Source organism: Bradyrhizobium sp. 160 (assembly GCF_023073735.1).
GTDB lineage: Bacteria > Pseudomonadota > Alphaproteobacteria > Rhizobiales > Xanthobacteraceae > Bradyrhizobium.
In genome coordinates, this window is sequence record NZ_JADPKD010000008.1 from 155,719 (window position 1) to 178,039 (window position 22,321).

Below are 22,321 nucleotides of genomic sequence, written 5' to 3' on the forward strand. Positions count from 1 at the left end.
ATGCCAGCCGTACAAGAGACGGTCGAGCGCGTGAAGCGTATCGACGTCGACCAATATCGTTATGGGTTTGAGACCCTGATCGACTCCGAGAAAGCCCCAAAAGGGCTATCGGAAGAGACCGTAGAGTTCATCTCGCAGAAAAAGAATGAGCCCGCCTGGATGCTCCAGTGGCGGCTGGAAGCCTATCGGCGCTGGCTGACCATGACCGAGCCGAGCTGGGCGCGGGTCGACTATCCCAAGATCGACTTCCAGGACCTCTATTACTACGCGGCGCCGAAGCCGAAGAAGACGGTCAGCTCGCTCGACGAGATCGATCCGGAGATCCTGAAGACCTACGAAAAGCTCGGCATTCCCCTGCGGGAAGTCGCCATGCTCGAAGGCGTCGAGCCGAAGGCGGGCGAGGAAGATCCGGCCCGCCGCAAGATCGCGGTCGACGCGGTCTTCGATTCGGTGTCGGTTGCGACCACGTTCAAGGCGGAGCTGAAGAAGGCCGGCGTGATCTTCATGCCGATCTCGGAGGCGATCCGCGAGCATCCCGAGCTGGTGCAGAAGTATCTCGGCACCGTGGTGCCGACCTCGGACAATTTCTACGCGACGCTGAACTCGGCGGTGTTCTCGGACGGCTCGTTCGTCTACGTGCCGCCCGGCGTGCGCTGCCCGATGGAGCTGTCGACCTATTTCCGCATCAACGAGCGCAACACGGGTCAGTTCGAGCGCACGCTGATCATCGCGGACAAGGGCTCCTACGTCTCCTATCTCGAGGGCTGCACTGCGCCGCAGCGCGACGAGAACCAGCTGCACGCGGCCGTGGTCGAGCTCGTCGCGCTCGACGACGCCGAGATCAAATACTCGACGGTGCAGAACTGGTATCCGGGCAATTCGGAAGGCAAGGGCGGCATCTACAATTTCGTCACCAAGCGTGGCGACTGTCGCGGTGCCAATTCAAAGATCTCCTGGACCCAGGTCGAAACGGGGTCGGCGATCACCTGGAAATATCCGAGCTGCATCCTGCGCGGCGACAATTCGCGGGGCGAGTTCTACTCGATCGCGATCTCGAACGGCTTCCAGCAGGTCGATTCGGGCACCAAGATGATCCACCTCGGCAAGAACACGTCGAGCCGCATCATCTCCAAGGGCATCGCCGCCGGCAAATCGCAGAACACCTATCGTGGGCTCGTCACCGCGCACCGCAAAGCCACCGGCGCGCGCAACTTTACCGCCTGCGATTCCCTGCTGATCGGCGACAAATGCGGCGCGCACACCGTGCCGTATATCGAGGCGAAAAACTCCTCGGCGACGTTCGAGCACGAGGCGACGACGTCGAAGATCTCCGAGGACGTGCTGTTCTACTGCATCCAGCGCGGTCTCTCGCAGGAAGAGGCGGTTGGCCTCGTGGTCAACGGCTTCGTCAAGGATGTGCTTCAGCAACTGCCGATGGAGTTCGCGGTGGAAGCGCAGAAGCTGATCTCGATCTCGCTTGAAGGGTCGGTCGGTTAACACCGACCCTCGCGGTGCGCTTAGGCGCTCCATGCCTCATTTGAATAGACTGGACACCAACAATGCCTTTGCTTGAAGTGAAAGACCTGAAGGTTCGTGTCGAGGAGCGTGAGATCCTGCACGGGCTGACGCTGACCGTGAACGAGGGCGAGGTGCACGCGATCATGGGGCCGAACGGCTCCGGCAAGTCGACGCTCTCCCATGTCATCGCCGGCAAGCCCGGCTATGAGGTCACCGACGGCCAGATCCTGTTCAGGGGCGAGGATCTCCTGGAGATGGATCCCGACGAGCGCGCCGCCAAAGGCGTGTTCCTGGCGTTCCAGTATCCGGTCGAAATTCCCGGTGTTACCACCATGAATTTCCTCCGTACCGCACTCAATGCCCAGCGCAAGGCTCGCGGCGAGAGCGAACTGATGGTGCCGGACTTTTTGAAGAAGGTCCGCGAGGTCTCGAAGGCGCTGAACATCCCGCAGGACATGCTTAAGCGCGGCGTCAATGTCGGCTTCTCCGGCGGCGAGAAGAAGCGCAACGAGGTGCTCCAGATGGCGCTGTTCGAGCCCAGCCTGTGCATCCTCGACGAGATGGATTCCGGCCTCGACATCGACGCGCTGCGCATCGCGGCCGACGGCGTCAACGCGCTGCGCTCGCCGAAGCGTGCCATGGTCGTCATCACCCACTATCAGCGGCTGCTGAACTACATCGTGCCCGACGTCGTGCACGTGATGTCGAAGGGCCGCGTCGTGAAGAGCGGCGGCAAGGAGCTGGCACTGGAGCTGGAAGCGTCCGGCTATGCCCAGTTCGAGGACGCCGCGTAAGGAATTTTGCAATGAACGTTGCTGTGGCAAAGACCGGAAAGGGCCGCGCGGTGAGCGATCTCTTCGCCAGCGTCGAAGGCCGCTTGCCGGGTCCGCCTGCTGTGATCGCGGCGCGTCGCGAAGCCTTCGAGAGCTATGAGCGGCTCGGCTTGCCGCACCGCCGGCTCGAGGAATGGAAATACACGGATCTGCGCGCGCTGGTCGGCGAGGTGCTGCCGCTGGCGGCCAGCCCCGACGCGGCCGCGCTGAAGCGCGCCGCCGACGCGGTGAAGGCGCATGCCATCGCGGGCGCCCGCAAGCTGGTGCTGGTTGACGGCGTGTTCGCGGCCGATCTGTCCGACGTGAAGGCGCTCGGCTCCGAGACGAGCCTCAAGACCCTGCGGGAGATGCTGGAGACCGATGTCGGTATCCTCAACACGGCGTCCACCGATGCCGTCATCGCGCTGAACGCCGCCTTGGCAACCGACGGCGTCGTGCTGTCGATCGCTGACGGTGCGCGGCTGTCCGCGCCGATCCAGATCATCCACATCGCAACCGCGGCTTCCGCCTCGAGCTTCACCCGTTCGCAGGTTGCGATCGGGAAGGGCGCTCGCGCCACCATCGTCGAAAGCTTCGTTGCGGCAGGTAGCAAGGCCTACCAGGTCAACGATGCCGTGCTGGTGACGGTTGGCGACGACGCCGATGTTGCACACATTCGCCTGATGGACGATGCGCCTGACGCGGTGAACGTCACCTCGCAATTCGTGACGGTGGGCGCCAATGTGAAGTTGAACTTCTTCAACATGACCAGCGGCGCGGCGGTCAGCCGCTTGCAGGGCTTCATCACGCTGGCGGGCGAGGGTAGCGAGCTCTCCGTCAACGGCGTCAATCTTTTGAAGAAGACCGAGCATGGTGACACCACACTGGTCGTCGACCACGCCGTGCCGAACTGCGTCAGCCGCGAGACTTTTCGCGCCGTGATCGACGATCGCGCTCATTCGGTATTCCAGGGACGCATCATCGTTCGTCCCGATGCGCAGAAGACCGACGGCAAGATGATGACCCGCGCGCTGCTGCTCTCGGACGAGGCGGAAGCCGACAACAAGCCCGAACTGGAAATCTTTGCCGATGACGTCTCCTGCGGCCACGGCGCCACTGCCGGCGCGCTGGACGACAGCCTCTTGTTCTATCTGAAGGCGCGCGGCCTGCCGGAGAAGCAGGCCCAGGCGCTGCTGATCCAGGCCTTCGTGGGCGAGGCGATCGAGCAGATCGCCGACGACGGCTTGCGCGAGCACGTGATCGGCATTGCCGAGCGCTGGCTGGAGCGCCGGTCATGAGCACGCATCCGGCGGTCAAGAACGGCGCCTACGACGTTGCGCGCGTGCGCCAGGATTTTCCCGCGCTCGCCATGCAGATCTACGGCAAGCCGCTGGTCTATCTCGACAACGCCGCCTCGGCGCAGAAGCCCGGCGCCGTGCTCGACCGCATGACGCAGGCTTATACGAGCGAATACGCCAACGTGCATCGCGGCCTGCATTACCTCGCCAATGCGGCGACGGAGGCCTATGAGGGCGCGCGGGCAAAAGTCGCGCAATTCGTCAATGCCCGCCGCACAGAAGAAATCATCTTCACCCGCAACGTCACCGAGGCCATCAACCTCGTGGCGTCGTCCTGGGGCGAGCCGAACATCAAGCAGGGCGACGAAATCGTCCTCTCGATCATGGAGCACCATTCCAACATCGTGCCCTGGCATTTCCTCAGGGAGCGCCATGGCGCGGTCATCAAATGGGCGCCCGTCGATGACGAAGGCAATTTCCTGATCGACGAGTTCGAGAAGCTGCTGACGCCGAAGACTAAGCTCGTCGCCATCACCCAGATGTCGAACGCCCTCGGAACCTTCGTTCCGATAAAAGAGGTCGTGCGACTGGCCCACGATCGGGGCATTGCCGTGCTGGTCGACGGTGCGCAGGGCGCGGTGCATCTGCCCGTCGACGTGCAGGATCTCGACTGCGATTTCTACGCGTTCACCGGCCACAAGATTTATGGCCCGACCGGTATCGGGGCGCTCTATGCCAAGCATGAGCACCTTGTAGCGATGCGTCCGTTCAACGGTGGCGGCGAGATGATCCGCGAGGTTGCGAAGGACTGGGTCACCTATGGCGACCCGCCGCACAAGTTCGAAGCTGGCACCCCGCCCATCGTCGAAGCGATCGGCCTCGGTGCCGCCATCGATTACGTCAATTCGATCGGCAAGGAGCGCATTGCCGCGCACGAGCGCAATCTCGTCACCTACGCCCAGGACCGGCTCCGCGAGATCAACTCGCTGCGGCTGATCGGTACTGCGCGCGGCAAGGGGCCGGTGATCTCCTTCGAGCTCAAGGGCGCGCATGCCCACGACGTCGCCACCGTGATCGACCGTCAGGGCATCGCAGTGCGCGCCGGCACCCTTTGCGTGATGCCGCTTTTAGAGCGGTTCAACGTCACCGCCACCTGCCGGGCGTCGTTCGGCATGTATAATACGCGGGAAGAAGTCGATCATCTGGCACAAGCGCTTCTGAAGGCGCGGGATTTGTTCGCATGAGTGACACGGCCGAAATCAAAGCCAATCCGATGGAGACCCATTCGGCGCTGCCGCCGGAGGAGACCGAGCGTCTGACCACCGAGATCATCGCGGGCCTCAAGACCGTATTTGATCCGGAAATCCCGGCCGACATTTACGAGCTCGGCCTGATCTACAAGGTCGAGATCAAGGACGACCGTTCGGTCGACGTGCAGATGACGCTGACGACACCGAACTGCCCGGCTGCCGGCGAGCTGCCGACCATGGTCGAGAACGCGGTCGCCAGCGTTCCCGGCGTCGGCGTGGTCGACGTCAAGGTCGTCTGGGACCCGCCGTGGTCGCCCGAGCGCATGAGCGACGAGGCGCGCCTCGTGCTCAATATGTGGTGACGGTCTCAGCTCGCATTGAATTCGCTTCGCAACGGACCACATAGCTAACATGACCCAGATCTCGTCAGGCTCGACACCAGCTTCGACACCAAAGCCCCGGCGGCCGCGCCCGCAGGTGATGCGGCTGACGGATGCCGCGGCGCAGCGGATCACGGAGCTGACCCAGCGCGCGGACTCCGACATCGTCGGCCTACGCGTCGGCGTGAAGAACGGCGGCTGCGCCGGCCAGTCCTACACGGTCGAATACGCCCACGAGATCCGGCCGACTGACGAGGTCGTCGAGGACAAGGGCGTCAAGATACTGGTCGACCCCAAGGCCGTGCTGTTCCTGCTCGGCACCGAGATGGACTACAAGGCCGACAAAATGCAGGCCCAGTTCGTCTTCAACAACCCCAACCAGGTCTCCGCCTGCGGCTGCGGCGAGTCGGTCGAGCTGCGGCCGGCGAAGATCGACGGATAAGCCCGACTTTCGCTATTGTCCTCCCGGCCAAGCCCGGGACCCATGCCCAGAGGAAGTGGTTGTCGCGCGCGCTGGCAGTTGCCAGCCTTCGCCAAACGCGATCCTGTGGTTGACCACATTGGGGAGGCAGCTTGGGCATGGACCGCGAATTCCTGATCGACCTGTTCGCCGATTTCGGCCCGGTCACGATCCGCAAAATGTTTTCCGGCTACGGCATCTCCGCCGATGGCATCAACTTCGCGCTGTCCTTGCGCGCCGGGCTGTTCTTCCGCGCGGACGAGATGACGATCCCGAATTTCGAGGCGGAAGGCTCAAAGCCGTTCCAATACTCGACCCGCGCCAAGACAGTCACAGTGAACTCCTACTGGCAGTTGCCCGCGCGCTTGTTCGACGATTCCGAGGAGCTGGCAGAATGGGCGAGGGCAGCGCTGGCTGCCGCCCAGCGCGCCAAGGTCAAGAAGCGGCCGAACGCAAAGAAGGTCAGCAAAGCTGCCAAGGCGCCCGCCGGAAAGCCCGGCCAGAAAACTTCGTCGAAAAGATCGCTCAAGAAGGTTGCGATGCGCAAGCGTGCCAAGCGGAACGCGTAACTCTCGGGGGGGCGCGTCCAAGAGATGCGCTCCGGAATGACAGAGGCGTTAGACCTACGCCACCCGGCTGTGCGTCTCCTGCGCGTATTCCGGATCGGCCTCGCAGATCACGCGATTGCGGCCGTTGCGCTTGGCGGCGTAGAGGCAGGCATCTGCACGCTCGATCAGGGCCTCGGTGTCGTCGCCCTCCCTCAGCATGGAGACGCCCACGGAGATCGTGACGCGGCCGAGAATCTCGCCGGTCGATTTCTTCTTCAGTTCCTTCGCCATCACCGCGCGGCGGATGTGATCGGCCACCGTGAGCGCCTGGCGCAGCGCCGTGTTGGGCAGCACGACCGCGAATTCTTCGCCGCCATAGCGCGCGGTGATGTCCTGGCCCTTGATGGTCTGCTTCAGCGACAAGCCGACAAGGCGCAGCACCTGGTCGCCGGTGAGGTGGCCATAGGAATCGTTGAACGACTTGAAATGATCGATATCGAACAGCAGCAGCGACAGCGGCTCCCCGGAGGCGAGCGCGCTCTGCACCGCCATGCCGATCATGCGATCGAAATATTTGCGGTTGCCGAGGCCGGTGAGCGGATCGGTGAGGCTCTCGGCGCGGATCGCCTCCAAGCTCTGCTGGAGATTGCTGATCTCGTTCCTCGACAGCGTCAGCGGCCTTCCAGCGCCTTGTTGGCCTCGCGCATCTCGCTGGTCGAACGCAGCAGCGTCTCGACGATCGCCTTGATCTGGTCGCGGCCCTTGGCCGACGACAGTTTCTCGGTCGCACCCGACAGGCTGGCGTCGTAGGCGCCGCTCATTCCGAGCGCATCGCCGAGAACCTTCATCACGTCGTCAATCTCGCCGATGACGCGCGCGCCCACCTTATCGATGCGGTCGGTGGTCTTGATATGGGATAGATAGGTCTCGTAGATCTGCTCGAGATCGGCTTCGGTCAGCTTGCCGTTGCGCGCCAGCGTCTCGTTGATGATCTTATTGAGCGGTGCGTTGTAGCCGGTGGCGTAGACGTACCAGATCTCGTAATTGCGCGGAATTGCCGTCTGCCGAAGCGATCGAATCTGGCCGAGCGCCACTTCGGCGAACGCCATCGTGCGTTCGTGTTCGTCGAGAACCTTGACCACGGAACATACCCCGCAGCGGTCGGTGCGCTCTCGACCGCAGCAATGCTTAAATTATGTTCGTAGGCTAACGGACGATCGTGAACGCCCCGTAAATATACGTTCGCCAATGCATCCGAAAAAGGTGTGGGCGTTTTTCCTCAACCGAAACCAAAAGCGCGCGTCGTGCTTCAGGCTCCGGCGGGGGAGCGAACCGGCCGCAGCAGAAATGCCGGCAGATGCGAGTGATCGCCCGGCTCGGCGTCGGCCTCCCGCTGCCGGCGCGGTTCGGGACGGCCGATCGAGGGCACATGCGACGGATTGGCCTGCTGGCGCGCGCCGTGACGCGGCTCAGATGACGGCCGTGCTTCGCGGGGAGGCCGCGCTTGGCGTGCAGGCCTTGGCTCGCGAGCGGGCCGGGCTTCGGCCGCGGGGCTTGCATCGACCGAAGGCCTTCCCTCGGAGGGCTGCGGCGCGTCGCCACGCGGCTCGTGGCCGCGACGCGGCTTGCCCCGCCCGCCACGGGAGCGCTCGCGGTCCCGTCCACGAGACTCGCGCGGGCGCTCGCTGTGTTCGGTCGTGCTCCCGTGCACCTCGAAGTCGCCCTCGGCGCGCGGAATGCTCTGGCCGATCAGCTTCTCGATCGCCGCCATCGACTTCTGGTCGAGCGGTGTCACGATCGAAATCGCCGTGCCGGTGCGGCCGGCGCGGCCGGTACGGCCGATGCGATGGACGTAGTCGTCAGCGTGGTGGGGGACGTCGAAATTGAAGACATGGCTGACCTCGGGAATGTCAAGGCCGCGAGCGGCGACGTCGGAGGCGACCAAGAGCGGCAACTCACCCTTGCGGAACTGTTCGAGCGCGGCCGTGCGGGCCGATTGGTCCATGTCGCCGTGCAGGGCGCCGACGCTGAAGCCGTGCTTCTGAAGCGATTTGTGAACGACGGCGACCTCGCGCTTGCGATTGCAGAAGATGATCGCGTTCTTGAGATCCTTGGCCTCGCGCAGCAGGCGGCGGAGCAGCTCGCGCTTCTCGTGCGCCTCGCGCCCGGCGGGCACCTGGGCCTGCGTGACCGTCACGGCCGTCGTGGCGGGTTTGGAGACCTCGACCTTCTGCGGATTATGCAGGAAGGCCTCGGTGATGCGCCGGATCTCCGGCGGCATGGTCGCGGTGAAGAACAGGGTCTGCCGCGTAAACGGGACGAGCTTGCAGATGCGCTCGATGTCGGGGATGAAGCCCATGTCCAGCATGCGGTCGGCCTCGTCGATGACGAGCAGCTCGACGCCGGTGAGCAGGAGGCCACCGCGCTCGGTATGGTCGAGCAGGCGGCCCGGCGTTGCGATCAGCACGTCGACGCCGCGCGTCAGCTTGGCATCCTGGTCGCCGAACGAGACGCCGCCGATCAGAAGCGCGACGTTGAGTTTCTGGCCCGCGCCGTAACGGTCGAAGTTTTCCTTCACTTGCGCCGCCAGTTCGCGGGTCGGCTCGAGGATCAGCGTGCGCGGCATGCGCGCCCGGGCTCGACCCTTTTCGAGGATGGTGAGCATCGGCAGCACGAAGGCCGCGGTCTTGCCGGTGCCGGTCTGGGCGATGCCGAGCACGTCCTTGCGTGCGAGGACGTGGGGGATCGCCTGTTCCTGGATGGGAGTGGGGGTGGTGTAACCGGTGGCCGCCACTGCGGCGAGGACTTTTTCGGATAGTCCGAGATTGGTGAAGGACATTGAGCCTCTGGTCGAAACCGCCGTTCGGAATCGAGGGTAAAAAGGCTGTCGCGTTCCACCCCGAAACGGCGCGCTCTCAAAGAAGCTGGGGGTGCTGACTCACGCGAACAAAGCGCCAGGCTCGAGAATCGATCTTCGATTTGAGCCGCGTCGCCCCGGAACATAGGCAGGAATCCGCCAAAGTCAATGGAGCGGGCGCGGGAAGACCCTAAAAAACCTGAGGTTTTTGCCCAAATAGCGGGCGCGGCTGCGGTTTTCCGGCCAAGCGGCGGACCGACCAGAGCCGGCAAACGGCGGCTAATGCCCCGCCCGAACCTGGGTCCGGAAGTCGCCTGGGGCCATGCCATAGGCAGCGTTAAAGACTCGGTAGTAGGTCGCCAAGCTCTCGAAGCCGCAGGCGGCCGCGATGTCGGCAATCAGCCGCTCCGGAGCCTCGCGGATCAGGCGGCGGCTCTCTTTCAGCCGCTCTTCGGTCATCGTCTGCGAGAAGCTCTTCTCCGCCGTCGCGAACAGCATGTGCAGGTGTCGCACGGAAATGCCGAGCCAGTCGGCCACCATCGTCGGCGCGAGATTGGGGTCTTGCAGGTGACGCGCGATCAGGCGCCGGGCCTGCGACAGACGGGCGGTCCGCAGCGCGGCCTGCCCGCGGCGGCTGCCGGGCCGCACGATGCCGCGCTCGATCAGCGCCAAGTGGGCCAGAGCCTGAACAAGGGAGGCCTGCATCAGGGGGGCGGCGTCGAAGCAGCCGTCATTGCCGGCGACATCGTCGAGATCGGCAAAGCAGGTGCCGAGCAGGAGCGCCAGGGTGGGATCGTCAAACGTTCGCGGTGCAAGCTCGCGCATGCGTTTGTCCTGCGCCGGAATGTTGCTCACCGGGATCTTCAGGATCCGCAAATGGAAGCCGCCTGCGCCGAGCGGCGCGGTACGATAAGGCAGGTCGGTATGGCTGGTGGCAAAGCTGCCGTTTGCGACGCAAAGTCGCTGCCGCGCATGCCGCCGAACCAGCCGCCGCTGCCGAGCTGCTGGTAGACGCAGATGGCGTCGCCCGGTGCGGAGGCGATGTCGGATGCGCTACGCTCGACCGTGTAGGCGGACGCCTTCAGCTCGACGAGGCTGGCGCCGCCAAGCTGGCGCAGCGAGAATTCGCCTAAGAAATCGGCGCGGCGTTCGCGCTCGAGCTCGGCGGTGACGCCGAACAGACCCTTGGCGCGCACCTCGCGCCAATAGTCGAAGCGGTCATGCGGCTCGACCTCGTCAGTGCACCAGCGATACACGATAGCCCCTCGCTTCCAATGGGATTACCCAGGAACACTGCAAAGGAAGAGCAGATTCCAGCGGGATCTGCCATAGGACCGATGATGGAATTGGGGCCGAGGCCCTTGAACCCTCGAGATGGCTGGACCGACTATCCCATCAACGGCTTGGCTTCCCATGGACGATCTTTCGAGGAAGGCCGGCGGAGGGCCGTCCTGCAACGGGAATATTTCAATGACGCGTCGGCTCTTCAGAATTCTGGCGGCACTCGGCCTCGCGGCGGGCCTCAGCGGATTCGCGCTTCCCGCGCATGCCGAGAAGCGCGTCGCGCTCGTCATTGGCAACAACGACTACAGGAACGTGCCGAAGCTGCTCAAGGCCGTCAACGACGCACGCACCATGGGCGATACGCTGAAGCAACTCGGCTTCTCGGTGATGGTCGCCGAGAATCAGAACCGGCAGCAATTCTCCGAGACGTTGCTCGCCTTTGACAAGGCGATCGAGCCCGGCGATACCGCGTTCTTCTTCTATGCCGGCCACGGTTTCGAGATCGCGGGCCAGAACTATTTGCTGCCGACCGACGTTCCGGCGGCAACGCAAGGGCAGGAAGAACTCGTGCGCGACGCCTCCATCCTGGCCGACCGCATCGTCGAGCGCCTTCAGAACAAGAGGGCGCGGACCTCCATCTTGGTGTTCGACGCCTGCCGCAACAATCCGTTCGAGCGCAAAGGAACCCGCGCCGTCGCCGGTGGCGGCGGGCTCGCGCCGATGATGCAACTGCCGGAAGGCGTGTTTTCGGTGTTTTCGGCAGGTCCCCGCCAGACCGCGCTCGATCGCCTCTCCAACGACGACGCCAACCCCAATTCAGTGTTCACGCGCACCTTCGCCAGGGAGCTGCTCAAGCCCGGCGAGAACCTCGTGCAGGTGGCGCAGCGCACCCGCCGTGCCGTCAGTGAGATGGCCGATACCGTGAAGCACAAGCAGGTGCCGGTCTATTTCGATCAGATGGTCGACGACGTCTTCCTTAGCGGCCTCGCCAAGGATGCCGCCGCGCGCGCGGACGATCCGCCGCCGCAGAAGCTCGCCGCGCTGCCGCCGGTATCGGCGCCGCACCTGCCGAAGGAGGAGACCACCAACGCGCCGATCGCGAGCTTCTCGCGGCACAATGGCGGCTGGAGCGTGGTGTTCTCCTTCGCCGATCCGACGCTCGGCGTCTCCTGGCGCATGGCCGGCAAGGGCGATTTCCGCGAAACCGGCTTCATCGACACGCTCGATCCGCGCACGCGCAAGCGGATGCCGAACCCGTCGGTCGAATTGCCGCCGGATGCGCAAGCCGGCACCATCGAGGTCCGCTATGTCGATCAGTCCGGCGAGATGCAGGGGCCGTTCCCGATCAGATTCGATCCCGAGGCCGCGCTGATCCGCGACCAGCGCAAGATCCTCGACATGACCGCGACAAGCTGGCTGTCATTCCGCGAGTTCAATGGACTGCTGGTCTACTACACGCATCTCGTGTCCTACCGCTGCGCCATTCGCGAGGTGCGCATCGGTATCGACACCGCCGTGCCGAACCAGGTGCTGAAGATGCCTCCTTGCGACATGCGCGATCCCAGCGCGATCAGCGCCGGCATGCCGCTCTACATGAAGCTCGCCCCGGCAACGCAGTCCGTCTCGGTTGAGCTGACCTACCGCGACGGCAGCGTGTCGGAGATCAAGAGCTTTCGCAGCGCGAACCGCAGCAATAATTGAGCGTCTTCGTCGCTGCGACGGGAGAGGAACAACTCCTGCTGACCTGGATTGTCAGTCAAACCAGGGAGACGATCCATGATCCGCAGATCCATCTTCGTACCGATCGCTTGCGTTGCACTTTCGACGGCTGCCTTTGCCCAAGCGGGCGGTGGTGCGGCGGGCGGCGCCGGTGGCGCCAGCGCCGGATCGGGGGCCAGCTCAGGTGCAGGGGTAGGCACGTCACCCAACAGCGCCAACTCCGGGCCATCGGCTCCCTCAGGGATGGGGACGCATGGCACCACCACGGGGGCCAACGTCAACACCAATACCGGCCCGGTCAACCCCAACGTTCAGGCCCCAACCGCAAATAGTAAGACGCCGTCAGCAGCACAAGCCGAGCGGAACATGGGTGTCGGTCATGCGACCAATGGGTTGCCGATCGGCAGTCCAGGCACCGGGACCAGCAACGAGGACCAGAAATAGGTCCATCCCGTTTTCACCCAAGGCCCGCGCTCTGCGGGCCTTTTTTATTTGGCGCTTGTTTGCTGCAGCAAAGCGGTCGCGGTGAGCTTTTGCCTGCAAATTGAGACTGAACTCGGCCTGGATCGCGTTAGTATCATCAGGCATATCTTCCTCGATACTCACATCGCGGATCGCGGCTGCCATGACATCCGACCAACAACCAAACCGGACCATGAAGGTCCGCTGCTGCATCGTCGGCGGCGGGCCAGCGGGCATGATGCTCGGCTATCTCCTGGGCCGCGCCGGCATCAATGTCGTGGTACTGGAGAAGCATGCGGATTTCTTCCGCGATTTCCGCGGCGACACCGTGCATCCCTCGACGCTTCAAGTGATGGACGAACTCGGCCTGATCGACGGCTTCCTGAAGCTGCCGCATCAGCGCTTGCAGAAGATGGATGGCATGTTCGGTGGCACGCCAGTGCGCATCGCCGATCTCAGCCGGCTCCACACCAAGTACCCCTTCATCGCTTTCATGCCGCAATGGGACTTCCTGAATTTCCTGCGCGAGGCCGGCCGGCGCTTTACCTCGCTCAAGGTGATGATGAGCACGGAGGCGGTCGATCTGATCCGCCGCGGGGAGACGGTCGCCGGCGTGCGGGCGAGGACGCCTGAGGGCATCATCGACATCCAAGCGGATCTCACCATTGCCTGCGACGGCCGGCATTCGACCGTGCGCGAGCGCGCCGGCCTTGCCGTCGAGGAGATCGGCGCGCCGATGGACGTGCTGTGGTTCCGCGCCGGCCGCAGACCAGACGAGACGGAGAATGTGTTCGCGCGCGTCGAGCCCGGCAAGATGATGATCACCTTCGATCGCGGCGACTATTGGCAATGCGCCTACGTCATCGCCAAGGGGCAATTTGATGCGGTGAAGGCGGGGGGATTGCCGGCGCTGCTCGACGACGTCGTGCGCATGGCGCCGATCCTGAAAAGCGGCATCGCGGACGTGAAGAGCTTCGACGATATCAAGCTGCTCACCGTCGCAATCAACCGCCTGACGCGCTGGACGCGGCCCGGCCTGCTTCTCATCGGCGACGCCGCGCACGCGATGTCGCCGATCGGCGGCGTCGGCGTCAATCTCGCCGTGCAGGATGCGGTCGCAACCGCGAACCTGCTGGCGGATAAGCTGCAGCACGGTTGTCCCTCGGAGAACGAGCTCGATGCGGTGCGACGCCGGCGCGAGTTCCCGGTGAAGATGACGCAGCGAATGCAGGTCGTCGTGCAGAACAACATCATCAGCGGCGCCTTGCTGGGCAGTGACCGGCCGTTGAAGGTGCCGCTGATCGTGCGCCTCATCACTGCGCTGCCCTGGCTGCAGGGCATTCCGGCGCGCCTGCTTGCGCTCGGCGTTCGGCCCGAGCATGTGCAGTCGAAGGCGGCGCCGCCATCGTAGCGTAAGACCTGGGTAGGGATAACGCTGCATTAAATGACGCACGGTACGTTGCACGCCTGCAACATCGCAAATGGATTCATGGCGCAGCGTGTGCTCATCCGCCACATTAACCGTGTTGATTTCAATTTTAGTAAGGGCCGTCTGAGAGCGTGCGCCCCATCAAAGGGACACGGGGTCTACCATGCGTAACAAATTGATTGCCGCCTTCGCCTGCACGACCGCTCTGGTTTCGACCGGCGCAGCTTCCGCCGCCGATCTCGGTGCGCGCTACACGAAGGCGCCCGCTTATGTCGAGCCGCTGTTCAACTGGACCGGTTTCTATGTCGGCGGCCACATCGGCGGCGCGTGGACCAACGAGCAGTTCATCAACAACGGGACCGGCGCGCCGTTCGGCGATCTTTCGCCGGGCGAAGGCTTCCGCCAGCGCAAGTCGGGCATCATGGGCGGCGCCCAGATCGGCTACAACTGGCAGGCCAACAATTACGTGTTCGGCATGGAAGGCACGATCTCCGGCCTCGACAACAAGGGCACGGTCGTAAACAACGTGTTTGGCGCCGCGGACGACGTGTTCTCTTGGCGTACCAACGTGCTCGCGACCATCGTCGGCCGCGCTGGCTTTGCCGTGCAGAACAATCTCTTCTACATCAAGGGTGGCTATGCCGGCGCGAACAACCGTCTGTCGGTCAGCGACACCGTCGGTGTGTCGGGCTCGGGCGGACAGACCCACTGGGCCAACGGCTGGACCGTCGGCGCCGGCTGGGAATACGGCGTCACCCGCAACTGGATCGTTGGCCTCGAATACAACTACGCGGCCTTCGGCAGCCAGACCTATCAGCTGGGCGGCACCTCGGGTAACTACACCTTCGATGCCAAGCCGCGCGACCTCCAGTGGGCGGTCGTGCGCGCGAGCTACAAGTTCGACGCCCCGACCATCGCCCGTTACTGAGCACGTCGACGCAACGCGACCAACGATCAAAAAAAGCACGGCCTAAATTCAAAGCCCCGGCATGGTCCGGGGCTTCTTTTTTGCGTCGGTGGATGCGGGCAGGACCCCCGCCTCAGGCCATCACCGAGAAGCCGCCGTCGACCGGGATCGCGGTGCCGGTGACGAAGTTCGAGGCGGGCGATGCGAGGAACACGGCGATGCCGGCGAAGTCGTCGATGTCGCCCCAACGTCCTGCAGGCGTGCGCGCCAGCACGCGCTCGTGCAGCCCTGAGACCTGCTGTCGTGCGCCGCGGGTGAGGTCGGTGTCGATCCAGCCCGGCAGGATGGCGTTGACCTGGATGTTGTCGAGCGCCCACGCATTGGCGCAGGCGCGTGTGTACTGCACGATGCCGCCTTTGCTCGCCGCATAGGCGGTCGCGAAGCTCGCGCCGAAGATCGACATCATCGAGCCGATATTGATCACCTTGCCATTGCCGGACGCCTTCAAGGCTGGATAGGCCAGCTTCGAGCAGACGAAGGCGCTGGTGAGGTTGGTGTCGATCACCTTGTTCCACTCGTCGAGCTCGAGTTCGTGCGGGGGCTTGCGGATGCTCATGCCGGCATTGTTGATGAGGATGTCTATCCGGCCGAGCTCGCTGACGACACGGTCGACCATGGCCGCCACGGCGGCCTTGTCGGTCACGTCGGTGGTGATCGCGATCGCCTTCACGCCGCGCCGTCTGAGATCGGCCACGGCTGCGGCGGACTTGGTTTCATTGCGTCCCACCACGGCGATGTCGGCTCCGGCGTCGGCAAGGCCGCGGGCCATGCCAAGCCCGATGCCGCCGTTGCCCCCTGTTACGACAGCGACCTTGCCGCGAAGGTCGAATCGGCTGGATGTCATGCTCTCACTACCTTTTCTTGTCCTGGTTTGTTCTATTGGCTGCTCTGCCAGATCAGCACCAGCCCGAAGCCGGCCATGGCTGCGCCATAGCCAGCCCATTGCAGCTGGTCGACCATGAAGCTCGATCGCGGCCAGGCGAGTGTGCCCGTGCCTTGTCCGATCCAGAGCAGCCCGACGGCAGTCGCAAACAGGCCTGCGATCAGCAGAAATCTGCGCATGCGTTCCTCCCATCAGTCCGCTTCTGTCGCGACGCGGCATGAACGATTGCCGCGCACCCGCGAAAACTTGGACGCAGACTAGCCGTAGCTTCGGCTCCGATACAATGGGCCGCGATTGACACGCGGGGCGCCGGCTCATGCAGGAACGTCATTGACGGTGAGGAGATCACAACGAAAAAGCCCCGGACGATGCCGGGGCTTTGACGTTTGGTCTTGAGACCAGATCAGTACTTCGCGACGACCGGGCCGCTCCAGTTGAAGCGATAGACCAGCGAGGTGCTGATGGTCTGGACCCAGGGCTTGAAGGTGGCGGCCGTGCCAAACGGCGCAACAACACCGCAACCGGCAACAGTACAGGTCTCAGGCAAGCTGATCCGATCGTAGAAGGCGGACCGATATTCGGTCTTCATGAACCAACCAGGGGCGCTGATCCCGAAGATGTTGAGGTTGTTCTCAACACCGCCGCCCACGAACCAGCCGTCACGCCGGAAAGACGACGTATTCAGGACGGTCGGGCCTCCACCGGCAGCCAGTGTGGACAGGCTGGTGCCAGACCATTCCGATCCGGAATAACCAGCGTTCACGTAGGAAAGAACGTTCGGGGCAACCAAATAACCGAGCCTGACGCCAGCGGCGTAGCTGGTCCGGAGCTTTTCGCGTCCTTCAACGAAATTGAAGGGATCGCTGAGGGAACCACGAATGTCACCAAATTGACCATCGGCGAAGACGCCCGCCACCCAGCTCGGGGTGAACTGCCAGTCATAACCAAGACCGACCGTTCCGAACCAGCCGCTACCGCCCAAACGCTGATCGCGGGTCAGCGCAGTGCCTGCCGCACCAAAGGCGCCGAACGGCCCGACAACACCAGTGCTCTGAACGTTGCTGTCCGCGTTCCAGAGCCCGCCGCCGGCACCGCCGAAGATGTAGAAGCCGGTCCAGTTGGCGACCGGCGCGGGCGCCGGAGCCTTCACATACGGACGGGCCCCAAGATCGGCCGCCGAGGCCGAACCGGTCAAAGCCGCAACCGCGGTCAGAGCAAGCAAAATCTTCTTCATTTCCAAATCCCCAACCTTGGTTCGCTTAGCAGGTGCGAGCGCCGTTCCGTTCAAATTCGATGGTTGGACTATAGACGGATTCTGCTGAAATGCTGTTGCTGAGCGGACACAGATAACTGAAAACGATCCGGTGTTGTACGCAGGACACAGAGACGCCGGAGTGATGTCACCCGTCCTAAAAGTGAAGGCGTACAGTTACTTACGCGATGACTTCCATTACACGCTAAAGATGAAGGTCGTCGCGAAGATCACCATGTTCGACGGAGAGGGAGAAAGTTGCCTCAGCCGCCGGCGAAAAAGCGAAAATCAAATCGCCCCGATTCTTATCTCTGCGGTGCGGTCTGGGATGAGTCGGAGCCGGAATTCGGCTGGACTGTTCATCTCTCGCCACCGCGAAGCGATGAGCAGATAGAAACCGCAAGTGGCTGGCCCGCTGCCTCCCGCTCTAGACGTCCAGCAGCTCTTCGCTGGCAAATTCGGCCTTGTCCGAGATGAACGCGAAACGAGCCTCGGCCTTGGTGCCCATCAGGCGCTCCACCGAATCCGCCGTGGTGTCGCGATCGTCGGCGAGCAGCACCACCTTGAGCAGCGTCCGCTTGGCCGGATCCATGGTGGTTTCCTTGAGCTGCGCCGGCATCATCTCACCGAGGCCCTTGAAGCGGTTCACCTCGACCTTGGCGTTGGCATTGAACGCGCTCTTGATCAGCTCTTCCTTGTGCTTGTCGTCGCGCGCGTAGACCGATTTGGTGCCGTGGGTCAGCTTGTAAAGCGGCGGCACCGCGAGGAAGAGGTGTCCTTCGTCGATCAGCCGCGGCATCTGCCGGTAGAAGAAAGTGATCAGCAGCGAAGCGATATGCGCGCCGTCGACGTCGGCGTCGGTCATGATGATGATGCGCTGATAGCGCAGATCCTCTTCGCGATAATGCGCAAGCGTGCCGCAGCCGATCGCCTGCACGAGATCGGAGAGCTGGGCATTCGCCGTCAGCTTGTCCTTGCCTGCGGAGGCGACGTTGAGGATCTTGCCGCGCAGGGGCAGCACGGCCTGGGTGTTGCGGTCGCGCGCCTGCTTGGCGCTGCCGCCGGCCGAGTCGCCCTCGACGATGAAGAGCTCGGAGCCCTCGGTGCCGGCGTTGATGCAGTCGGCGAGCTTGCCTGGCAGGCGCAGCTTCTTGCCCGCGGTCTTTCGCGCGGTCTCCTTCTCCTGGCGGCGGCGCAGCCGCTCCTCGGCGCGATCGATCACGAAATCGAGCAGCCGGTTGGCCATGTTCGGATTGCCCGAGAGCCAATGGTCGAACGGATCCTTGATCGCCTGCTCGACAATGCGCTGTGCTTCCGCGGTGGCGAGGCGGTCCTTGGTCTGGCCCTGGAATTCGGGCTCGCGCACGAACACCGACAGCATCACGGCCGCGCCCACCATGACGTCCTCGGAGGTGATGGACGCGGCGCGCTTGCCCTGTCCGACGCGTTCGGCGTGATCCTTCAGGCCGCGCAGCAGCGCGCTGCGCAAACCCGATTCATGCGTGCCGCCATCGGGTGTCGGCACGGTGTTGGTGTAGGAGGAGAGAAAGCCGTCGGCATCCACAGTCCACGCCACCGCCCATTCGCAGGCGCCATGAGCACCGTTGCGGCCGGACTTGCCGGAGAAGATGTCGGGATGCACCAGCGTGTCGGCGTGAATCGCCGCGGCAAGATAATCCTTGAGACCGCCGGGGAAGTGGAACGTCGCCTCCGCCGGCACGTCCTCGACGCCCTTGAGCAGCTCGGGCGCGCAGTTCCAGCGGATCTCGACTCCGCCGAACAGATACGCCTTCGAGCGCGTCATCTTGAAAAGGCGCTGCGGCTTGAACGCGGCCTTGGCGCCGAAGATGTCGGTGTCGGGCTTGAAGCGCACGCGCGTGCCCCGGCGGTTGTTGACCCTGCCGAGATCCTCGAGCTTGCCCTTGGGGTGCCCGCGCTCGAACGTCATGCGGTAGAGCTTCTGGCTGCGCGCGACCTCGACCTCGAGACGCGAGGAGAGGGCGTTCACCACGGAGATGCCGACGCCGTGCAGACCGCCCGAGGTCTCGTAGACCTTGGAGTCGAACTTGCCGCCCGAATGCAGCGTGCACATGATGACTTCGAGCGCCGACTTCTTCGGGAACTTCGGATGTGGATCGATCGGGATGCCGCGGCCGTTGTCGGTGACGGTCAGGAATCCGTCGGCGCTCAGATCCACCTCGATGAAGGTCGCATGCCCGGCCAGCGCCTCGTCCATGGAATTGTCGATGACTTCGGCGAAGAGGTGATGCAGGGCCTTCTCATCGGTGCCGCCGATATACATGCCGGGTCGGCGCCGCACCGGTTCCAAACCCTCGAGCACCTCGATGTCGGCCGCCGTATAGTCGGCTTCCCCGCCGCTGCCGCGCGGGGCCGTCTTGGCGGCGGGCGCGCGAGACTTTGGCTCGTCGGCGCCGAACAGGTCGTCTTTCGTTTTGGTTTTCAATTGCTTGGACATATATCTTGATACGCTTTGAAGGCCGCATGGGCGGCGAATCGGTTAGGCCGACTATGCCACTTCTGACTTGGAAAGGTTACCGCTGGGCGGGCCGGGCCGTGTGGTTGAGAGCCAATCCCGGCGATTTTACGCCGTCGGCCCGCCAATTCCCGGCAATTTGACGTCCCGCCCGCCTTGGGCCGGGCTTTGTGACTTGATGTCACACAAGCCCTTGGCTTACCAGTCCTTTTCATCGAGCAGCACCTTGAGGCAGGGCGGGAAGGCTAATCTGGAATGGAGCAGTTTGCGCACGCCCTGGCCGACTTCGTGCGCGCTCACCAGGCTTGGGCCGCCCCGATCGTGTTCCTGCTCGCCTTCGGGGAGTCGCTTGCCTTCATCTCGCTGCTGGTCCCGGCCTGGGGCGCGCTGGTTGGGATCGGCGCGCTGATCGGGGCGAGCGGCATCAGCTTCTATCCGGTCTGGATCGCCGGCGGTATTGGCGCGGCACTGGGCGACTGGGTCTCCTACTGGTTCGGCTACCGCTACAAGGAAAGGGTCGCGCAGATGTGGCCGCTTTCGCGCTATCCGGAACTCCTGCCCAAGGGCGAGGCCTTCGTGCGCAGCTGGGGCGTGCCCAGCATCTTCATCGGCCGCTTTTTCGGCCCCTTGCGCGCCTCGGTGCCGCTTGCAGCCGGCATCTTCGAGATGCCGTATTGGAGCTTCCAGGTCGCCAATTTCGTCTCGGCCCTGGTCTGGTCGGCGGCACTGCTGCTGTTCGGCGACGTGATCGCGAAGCTGATGGAATGGATCTGGCGTCTCATCTGATGTCATGAACCTTGACGGGAACCGGATCTGGCCTTATAGCCGCGCGCCATGATCAACGCCGCGACCATTCTGTTCGCCCGTCGCCGCCGCCGCTCTTTTGCGGTTTGGGCGGTCGATCGCGTTTGAGATCATCGTCTGTGCCGCTGGATCCGATCCGCGGCATTCTCTCTCCTGTCAGCGCGATCTGATCCGGCGGCCCCCAAGGAGGCCCAGCAGGAGACCACGATGTACACGCCAGCCTTTTTCAAGCAGGACCGCGCCGCGAGCCTGAAATTCGCCGAGGAGCGCGGCTTTGGCACCATGTGCGCCTTCGATGGCCACAAGCCGGTGGCTTCCCCGCTGCCGTTCTATCTGACCTACGCGGCTGACGGCACGCCGCAGGCCGCCTTTCATGTCGCCCGTCAAAATCCGCTGCTAAAGCTCGCGGGCGGTGATGCGTCCTGGCTGCTCGCGGTCAACGGCCCCGATGCCTATGTATCGCCGGACTGGTACGTCTCGCCCGACCAGGTGCCGACCTGGCTCTACCAGTCGGTGCATCTCAGCGGGCCGGTACGGCTGCTGTCGGACGACGAGCTGGCGGTGCAGATCGATACGCTCAGCGACAAGTTCGAGAGCTGGCTGCTGCCGAAAAAGCCGTGGACATCAGGCAAAATGACGGCGGGCCGGCTGGAGACGATGAAGAAGGCGATCGTTGGGCTGGTGATGACGGTTGAGGAGGTCGAAGGCAGCTTCAAGCTGAACCAGCACAAATCGGACGCCGACTATACGGCGATCGCCAATGCGCTTGGCGCCGGCGACGCCGATGCGAAGCAGATCGCACATTTGATGCGGCAGGCCCGGCCGCAGGCTTTTGCAGACGATATGAACATGCTCGAAGGGAGCGCGCCATGAGCCTCGCTGACACCACCAAAGCCCCGACCCCCGGCGCGGCGAAAAAGCCGGCCACCGTCTTCGTCGACGGCGGCTCCGGCACCACCGGGCTCGGCATCAACGAGCGGCTGAAGCTCCAGGGCGACGTCGCGGTGAAGACCATCGCCGACGACAAGCGCAAGGACCCCGCGGCCAAGAAGGCGCTGATGGAGGAGGTGGATCTCGTCATCCTCTGTCTGCCGGACGACGCCGCCAAGGAGACCGTTGCTCTCGTCGACAGCATGGGCACTTCGGCGCCGAAGGTGCTGGACGCCTCGACCGCTTACCGCGTCGCGCCCGACTGGGCCTATGGCTTTCCCGAGCTCACGCCCGATCAGGCCGGCAAGATCAAGGCCGCGAAAAAGGTCTCCAATCCCGGCTGCTATCCGACCGGCGCGATCGCGCTGCTGCGGCCGATCGTCGATGCCGGCCTGCTGCCGCAGGATTATCCCGTCACTGTCAATGCCGTGAGCGGCTATTCCGGCGGCGGCAAGTCTATGATTGCGAGCTTCGAGGATGGCAGCGCGCCGTCCTTCGAGCTGTACGGTCTCGGCTTCGAGCACAAACATCTGCCGGAGATGCAGCTCTACTCGAACCTGACGCGGCGGCCGATCTTCATTCCATCAGTCGGCAATTATCGGCAGGGCATGCTGGTCTCCGTGCCGCTCCAACTCGACACGCTGCCCGGCAAGCCGGGCGACGCCGACCTGCAAGCGGCGCTCGCCAAGCGCTACACCGGCTCGAAATACGTCAAGGTGATGCCGCTTCAGAACGAGGCGACCAAGGGTGGTCGGCTGGAGCCGGAGGCCCTGAACGAGACCAATATGCTCGAGCTCTACGTCTTTGCCAGCGACAAATATCACCAGGCCTTGCTGGTCGCCCGGCTCGACAATCTCGGCAAGGGCGCCTCGGGTGCAGCCGTGCAGAACATGCGGCTGATGTTGGGATTGCCGGAGGAGTAGGGCTGGCTCGTGCCCCGGACGCAGCGCAGCACTTCTTCAGTGATGCCCTGC

At 63.8% G+C, this 22,321-nt stretch carries 19 protein-coding genes and 2 pseudogenes; 13 read left to right on the forward strand and 8 right to left on the reverse strand.

All coding sequences use genetic code 11. From position 1 onward, the window contains the following. The 7 genes from sufB (at nt 1) to IVA98_RS03490 (ending at nt 6,287) form a co-directional block, all read left to right on the forward strand. Nucleotides 1–1,497, forward strand: coding sequence for a Fe-S cluster assembly protein SufB (sufB, locus tag IVA98_RS03460; protein WP_247297042.1), 1,497 nt, complete (start codon nt 1–3; stop codon nt 1,495–1,497). A gap of 62 nt (nt 1,498–1,559) precedes the next feature. Next, on the forward strand, nt 1,560–2,312 hold the full coding sequence (sufC, locus tag IVA98_RS03465) for a Fe-S cluster assembly ATPase SufC (RefSeq protein ID WP_247297040.1): 753 nt from the start codon (nt 1,560–1,562) through the stop codon (nt 2,310–2,312). An 11-nt stretch (nt 2,313–2,323) separates the two neighbouring features. Further along, the gene (sufD, locus tag IVA98_RS03470) at nt 2,324–3,628 is read left to right on the forward strand and encodes a Fe-S cluster assembly protein SufD (RefSeq protein ID WP_247297039.1); all 1,305 of its coding nucleotides are present in this window, start codon (nt 2,324–2,326) and stop codon (nt 3,626–3,628) included. After that, nucleotides 3,625–4,872 (forward strand): cysteine desulfurase, encoded by a 1,248-nt coding sequence (locus IVA98_RS03475; RefSeq protein ID WP_247354275.1) that lies wholly within the window; start codon nt 3,625–3,627, stop codon nt 4,870–4,872. The genes sufD and IVA98_RS03475 overlap by 4 nt, the downstream gene beginning before the upstream one ends. Beyond that, nucleotides 4,869–5,240: an SUF system Fe-S cluster assembly protein gene (locus tag IVA98_RS03480; protein WP_247334735.1), complete on the forward strand. Its 372-nt coding sequence runs from the start codon at nt 4,869–4,871 to the stop codon at nt 5,238–5,240. The genes IVA98_RS03475 and IVA98_RS03480 overlap by 4 nt, the downstream gene beginning before the upstream one ends. 49 nt (nt 5,241–5,289) lie before the next feature. Then, nucleotides 5,290–5,700, forward strand: coding sequence for a HesB/IscA family protein (locus tag IVA98_RS03485; RefSeq protein WP_247334737.1), 411 nt, complete (start codon nt 5,290–5,292; stop codon nt 5,698–5,700). A gap of 137 nt (nt 5,701–5,837) precedes the next feature. Next, the gene (locus tag IVA98_RS03490) at nt 5,838–6,287 is read left to right on the forward strand and encodes a TfoX/Sxy family protein (protein ID WP_247334740.1); all 450 of its coding nucleotides are present in this window, start codon (nt 5,838–5,840) and stop codon (nt 6,285–6,287) included. 54 nt (nt 6,288–6,341) lie between these two features. Here the strand turns inward: IVA98_RS03490 and IVA98_RS03495 are convergent. From IVA98_RS03495 to IVA98_RS03505, 3 genes and pseudogenes are all read right to left on the reverse strand, one after another. Beyond that, a pseudogene (locus IVA98_RS03495) lies at nt 6,342–7,408 on the reverse strand (GGDEF domain-containing protein). A 167-nt stretch (nt 7,409–7,575) separates the two neighbouring features. Beyond that, nucleotides 7,576–9,105 (reverse strand): DEAD/DEAH box helicase, encoded by a 1,530-nt coding sequence (locus IVA98_RS03500; RefSeq protein WP_247334741.1) that lies wholly within the window; start codon nt 9,103–9,105, stop codon nt 7,576–7,578. 297 nt (nt 9,106–9,402) lie between these two features. Then, nucleotides 9,403–10,379, reverse strand: a pseudogene (locus IVA98_RS03505) (helix-turn-helix transcriptional regulator). A 214-nt stretch (nt 10,380–10,593) separates the two neighbouring features. Here IVA98_RS03505 and IVA98_RS03510 point away from each other — a divergent pair. Then, complete coding sequence (locus IVA98_RS03510; protein ID WP_247334742.1) at nt 10,594–12,108, forward strand: caspase family protein; 1,515 nt, start codon at nt 10,594–10,596, stop codon at nt 12,106–12,108. A 360-nt stretch (nt 12,109–12,468) separates the two neighbouring features. Here IVA98_RS03510 and IVA98_RS03515 read toward each other — a convergent pair whose 3' ends face one another. Further along, nucleotides 12,469–12,753, reverse strand: a complete 285-nt coding sequence (locus IVA98_RS03515) for a hypothetical protein (RefSeq protein WP_247334743.1) — start codon at nt 12,751–12,753, stop codon at nt 12,469–12,471. Here IVA98_RS03515 and IVA98_RS03520 point away from each other — a divergent pair. Then, complete coding sequence (locus IVA98_RS03520; protein WP_247354276.1) at nt 12,752–13,999, forward strand: FAD-dependent oxidoreductase; 1,248 nt, start codon at nt 12,752–12,754, stop codon at nt 13,997–13,999. The genes IVA98_RS03515 and IVA98_RS03520 overlap by 2 nt on opposite strands. Nucleotides 14,000–14,180: 181 nt before the next feature. Further along, nucleotides 14,181–14,945: an outer membrane protein gene (locus IVA98_RS03525; protein ID WP_247354277.1), complete on the forward strand. Its 765-nt coding sequence runs from the start codon at nt 14,181–14,183 to the stop codon at nt 14,943–14,945. A gap of 112 nt (nt 14,946–15,057) precedes the next feature. Here IVA98_RS03525 and IVA98_RS03530 read toward each other — a convergent pair whose 3' ends face one another. The 4 genes from IVA98_RS03530 to parE form a co-directional block, all read right to left on the reverse strand. Next, nucleotides 15,058–15,828, reverse strand: coding sequence for an SDR family NAD(P)-dependent oxidoreductase (locus tag IVA98_RS03530; protein WP_247334746.1), 771 nt, complete (start codon nt 15,826–15,828; stop codon nt 15,058–15,060). Nucleotides 15,829–15,860: 32 nt separating this feature from the next. Continuing rightward, nucleotides 15,861–16,046, reverse strand: coding sequence for a hypothetical protein (locus IVA98_RS03535; protein WP_247334748.1), 186 nt, complete (start codon nt 16,044–16,046; stop codon nt 15,861–15,863). A 224-nt stretch (nt 16,047–16,270) separates the two neighbouring features. Further along, nucleotides 16,271–17,101, reverse strand: coding sequence for an outer membrane protein (locus tag IVA98_RS03540; RefSeq protein WP_247296963.1), 831 nt, complete (start codon nt 17,099–17,101; stop codon nt 16,271–16,273). 445 nt (nt 17,102–17,546) lie between these two features. Next, complete coding sequence (gene parE / locus IVA98_RS03545; protein ID WP_247334750.1) at nt 17,547–19,595, reverse strand: DNA topoisomerase IV subunit B; 2,049 nt, start codon at nt 19,593–19,595, stop codon at nt 17,547–17,549. A gap of 273 nt (nt 19,596–19,868) precedes the next feature. Here parE and IVA98_RS03550 point away from each other — a divergent pair, with 273 nt between their 5' ends. The 3 genes from IVA98_RS03550 (at nt 19,869) to argC (ending at nt 22,270) form a co-directional block, all read left to right on the forward strand. Further along, nucleotides 19,869–20,399, forward strand: coding sequence for a DedA family protein (locus tag IVA98_RS03550; RefSeq protein ID WP_247277201.1), 531 nt, complete (start codon nt 19,869–19,871; stop codon nt 20,397–20,399). 225 nt (nt 20,400–20,624) lie between these two features. Beyond that, on the forward strand, nt 20,625–21,290 hold the full coding sequence (locus IVA98_RS03555; RefSeq protein ID WP_247334752.1) for an FMN-binding negative transcriptional regulator: 666 nt from the start codon (nt 20,625–20,627) through the stop codon (nt 21,288–21,290). Further along, entirely contained in the window at nt 21,287–22,270 is a 984-nt protein-coding gene (argC, locus tag IVA98_RS03560; protein WP_247354278.1) for an N-acetyl-gamma-glutamyl-phosphate reductase, read from the forward strand. The genes IVA98_RS03555 and argC overlap by 4 nt, the downstream gene beginning before the upstream one ends. Nucleotides 22,271–22,321 lie beyond the last annotated feature (51 nt).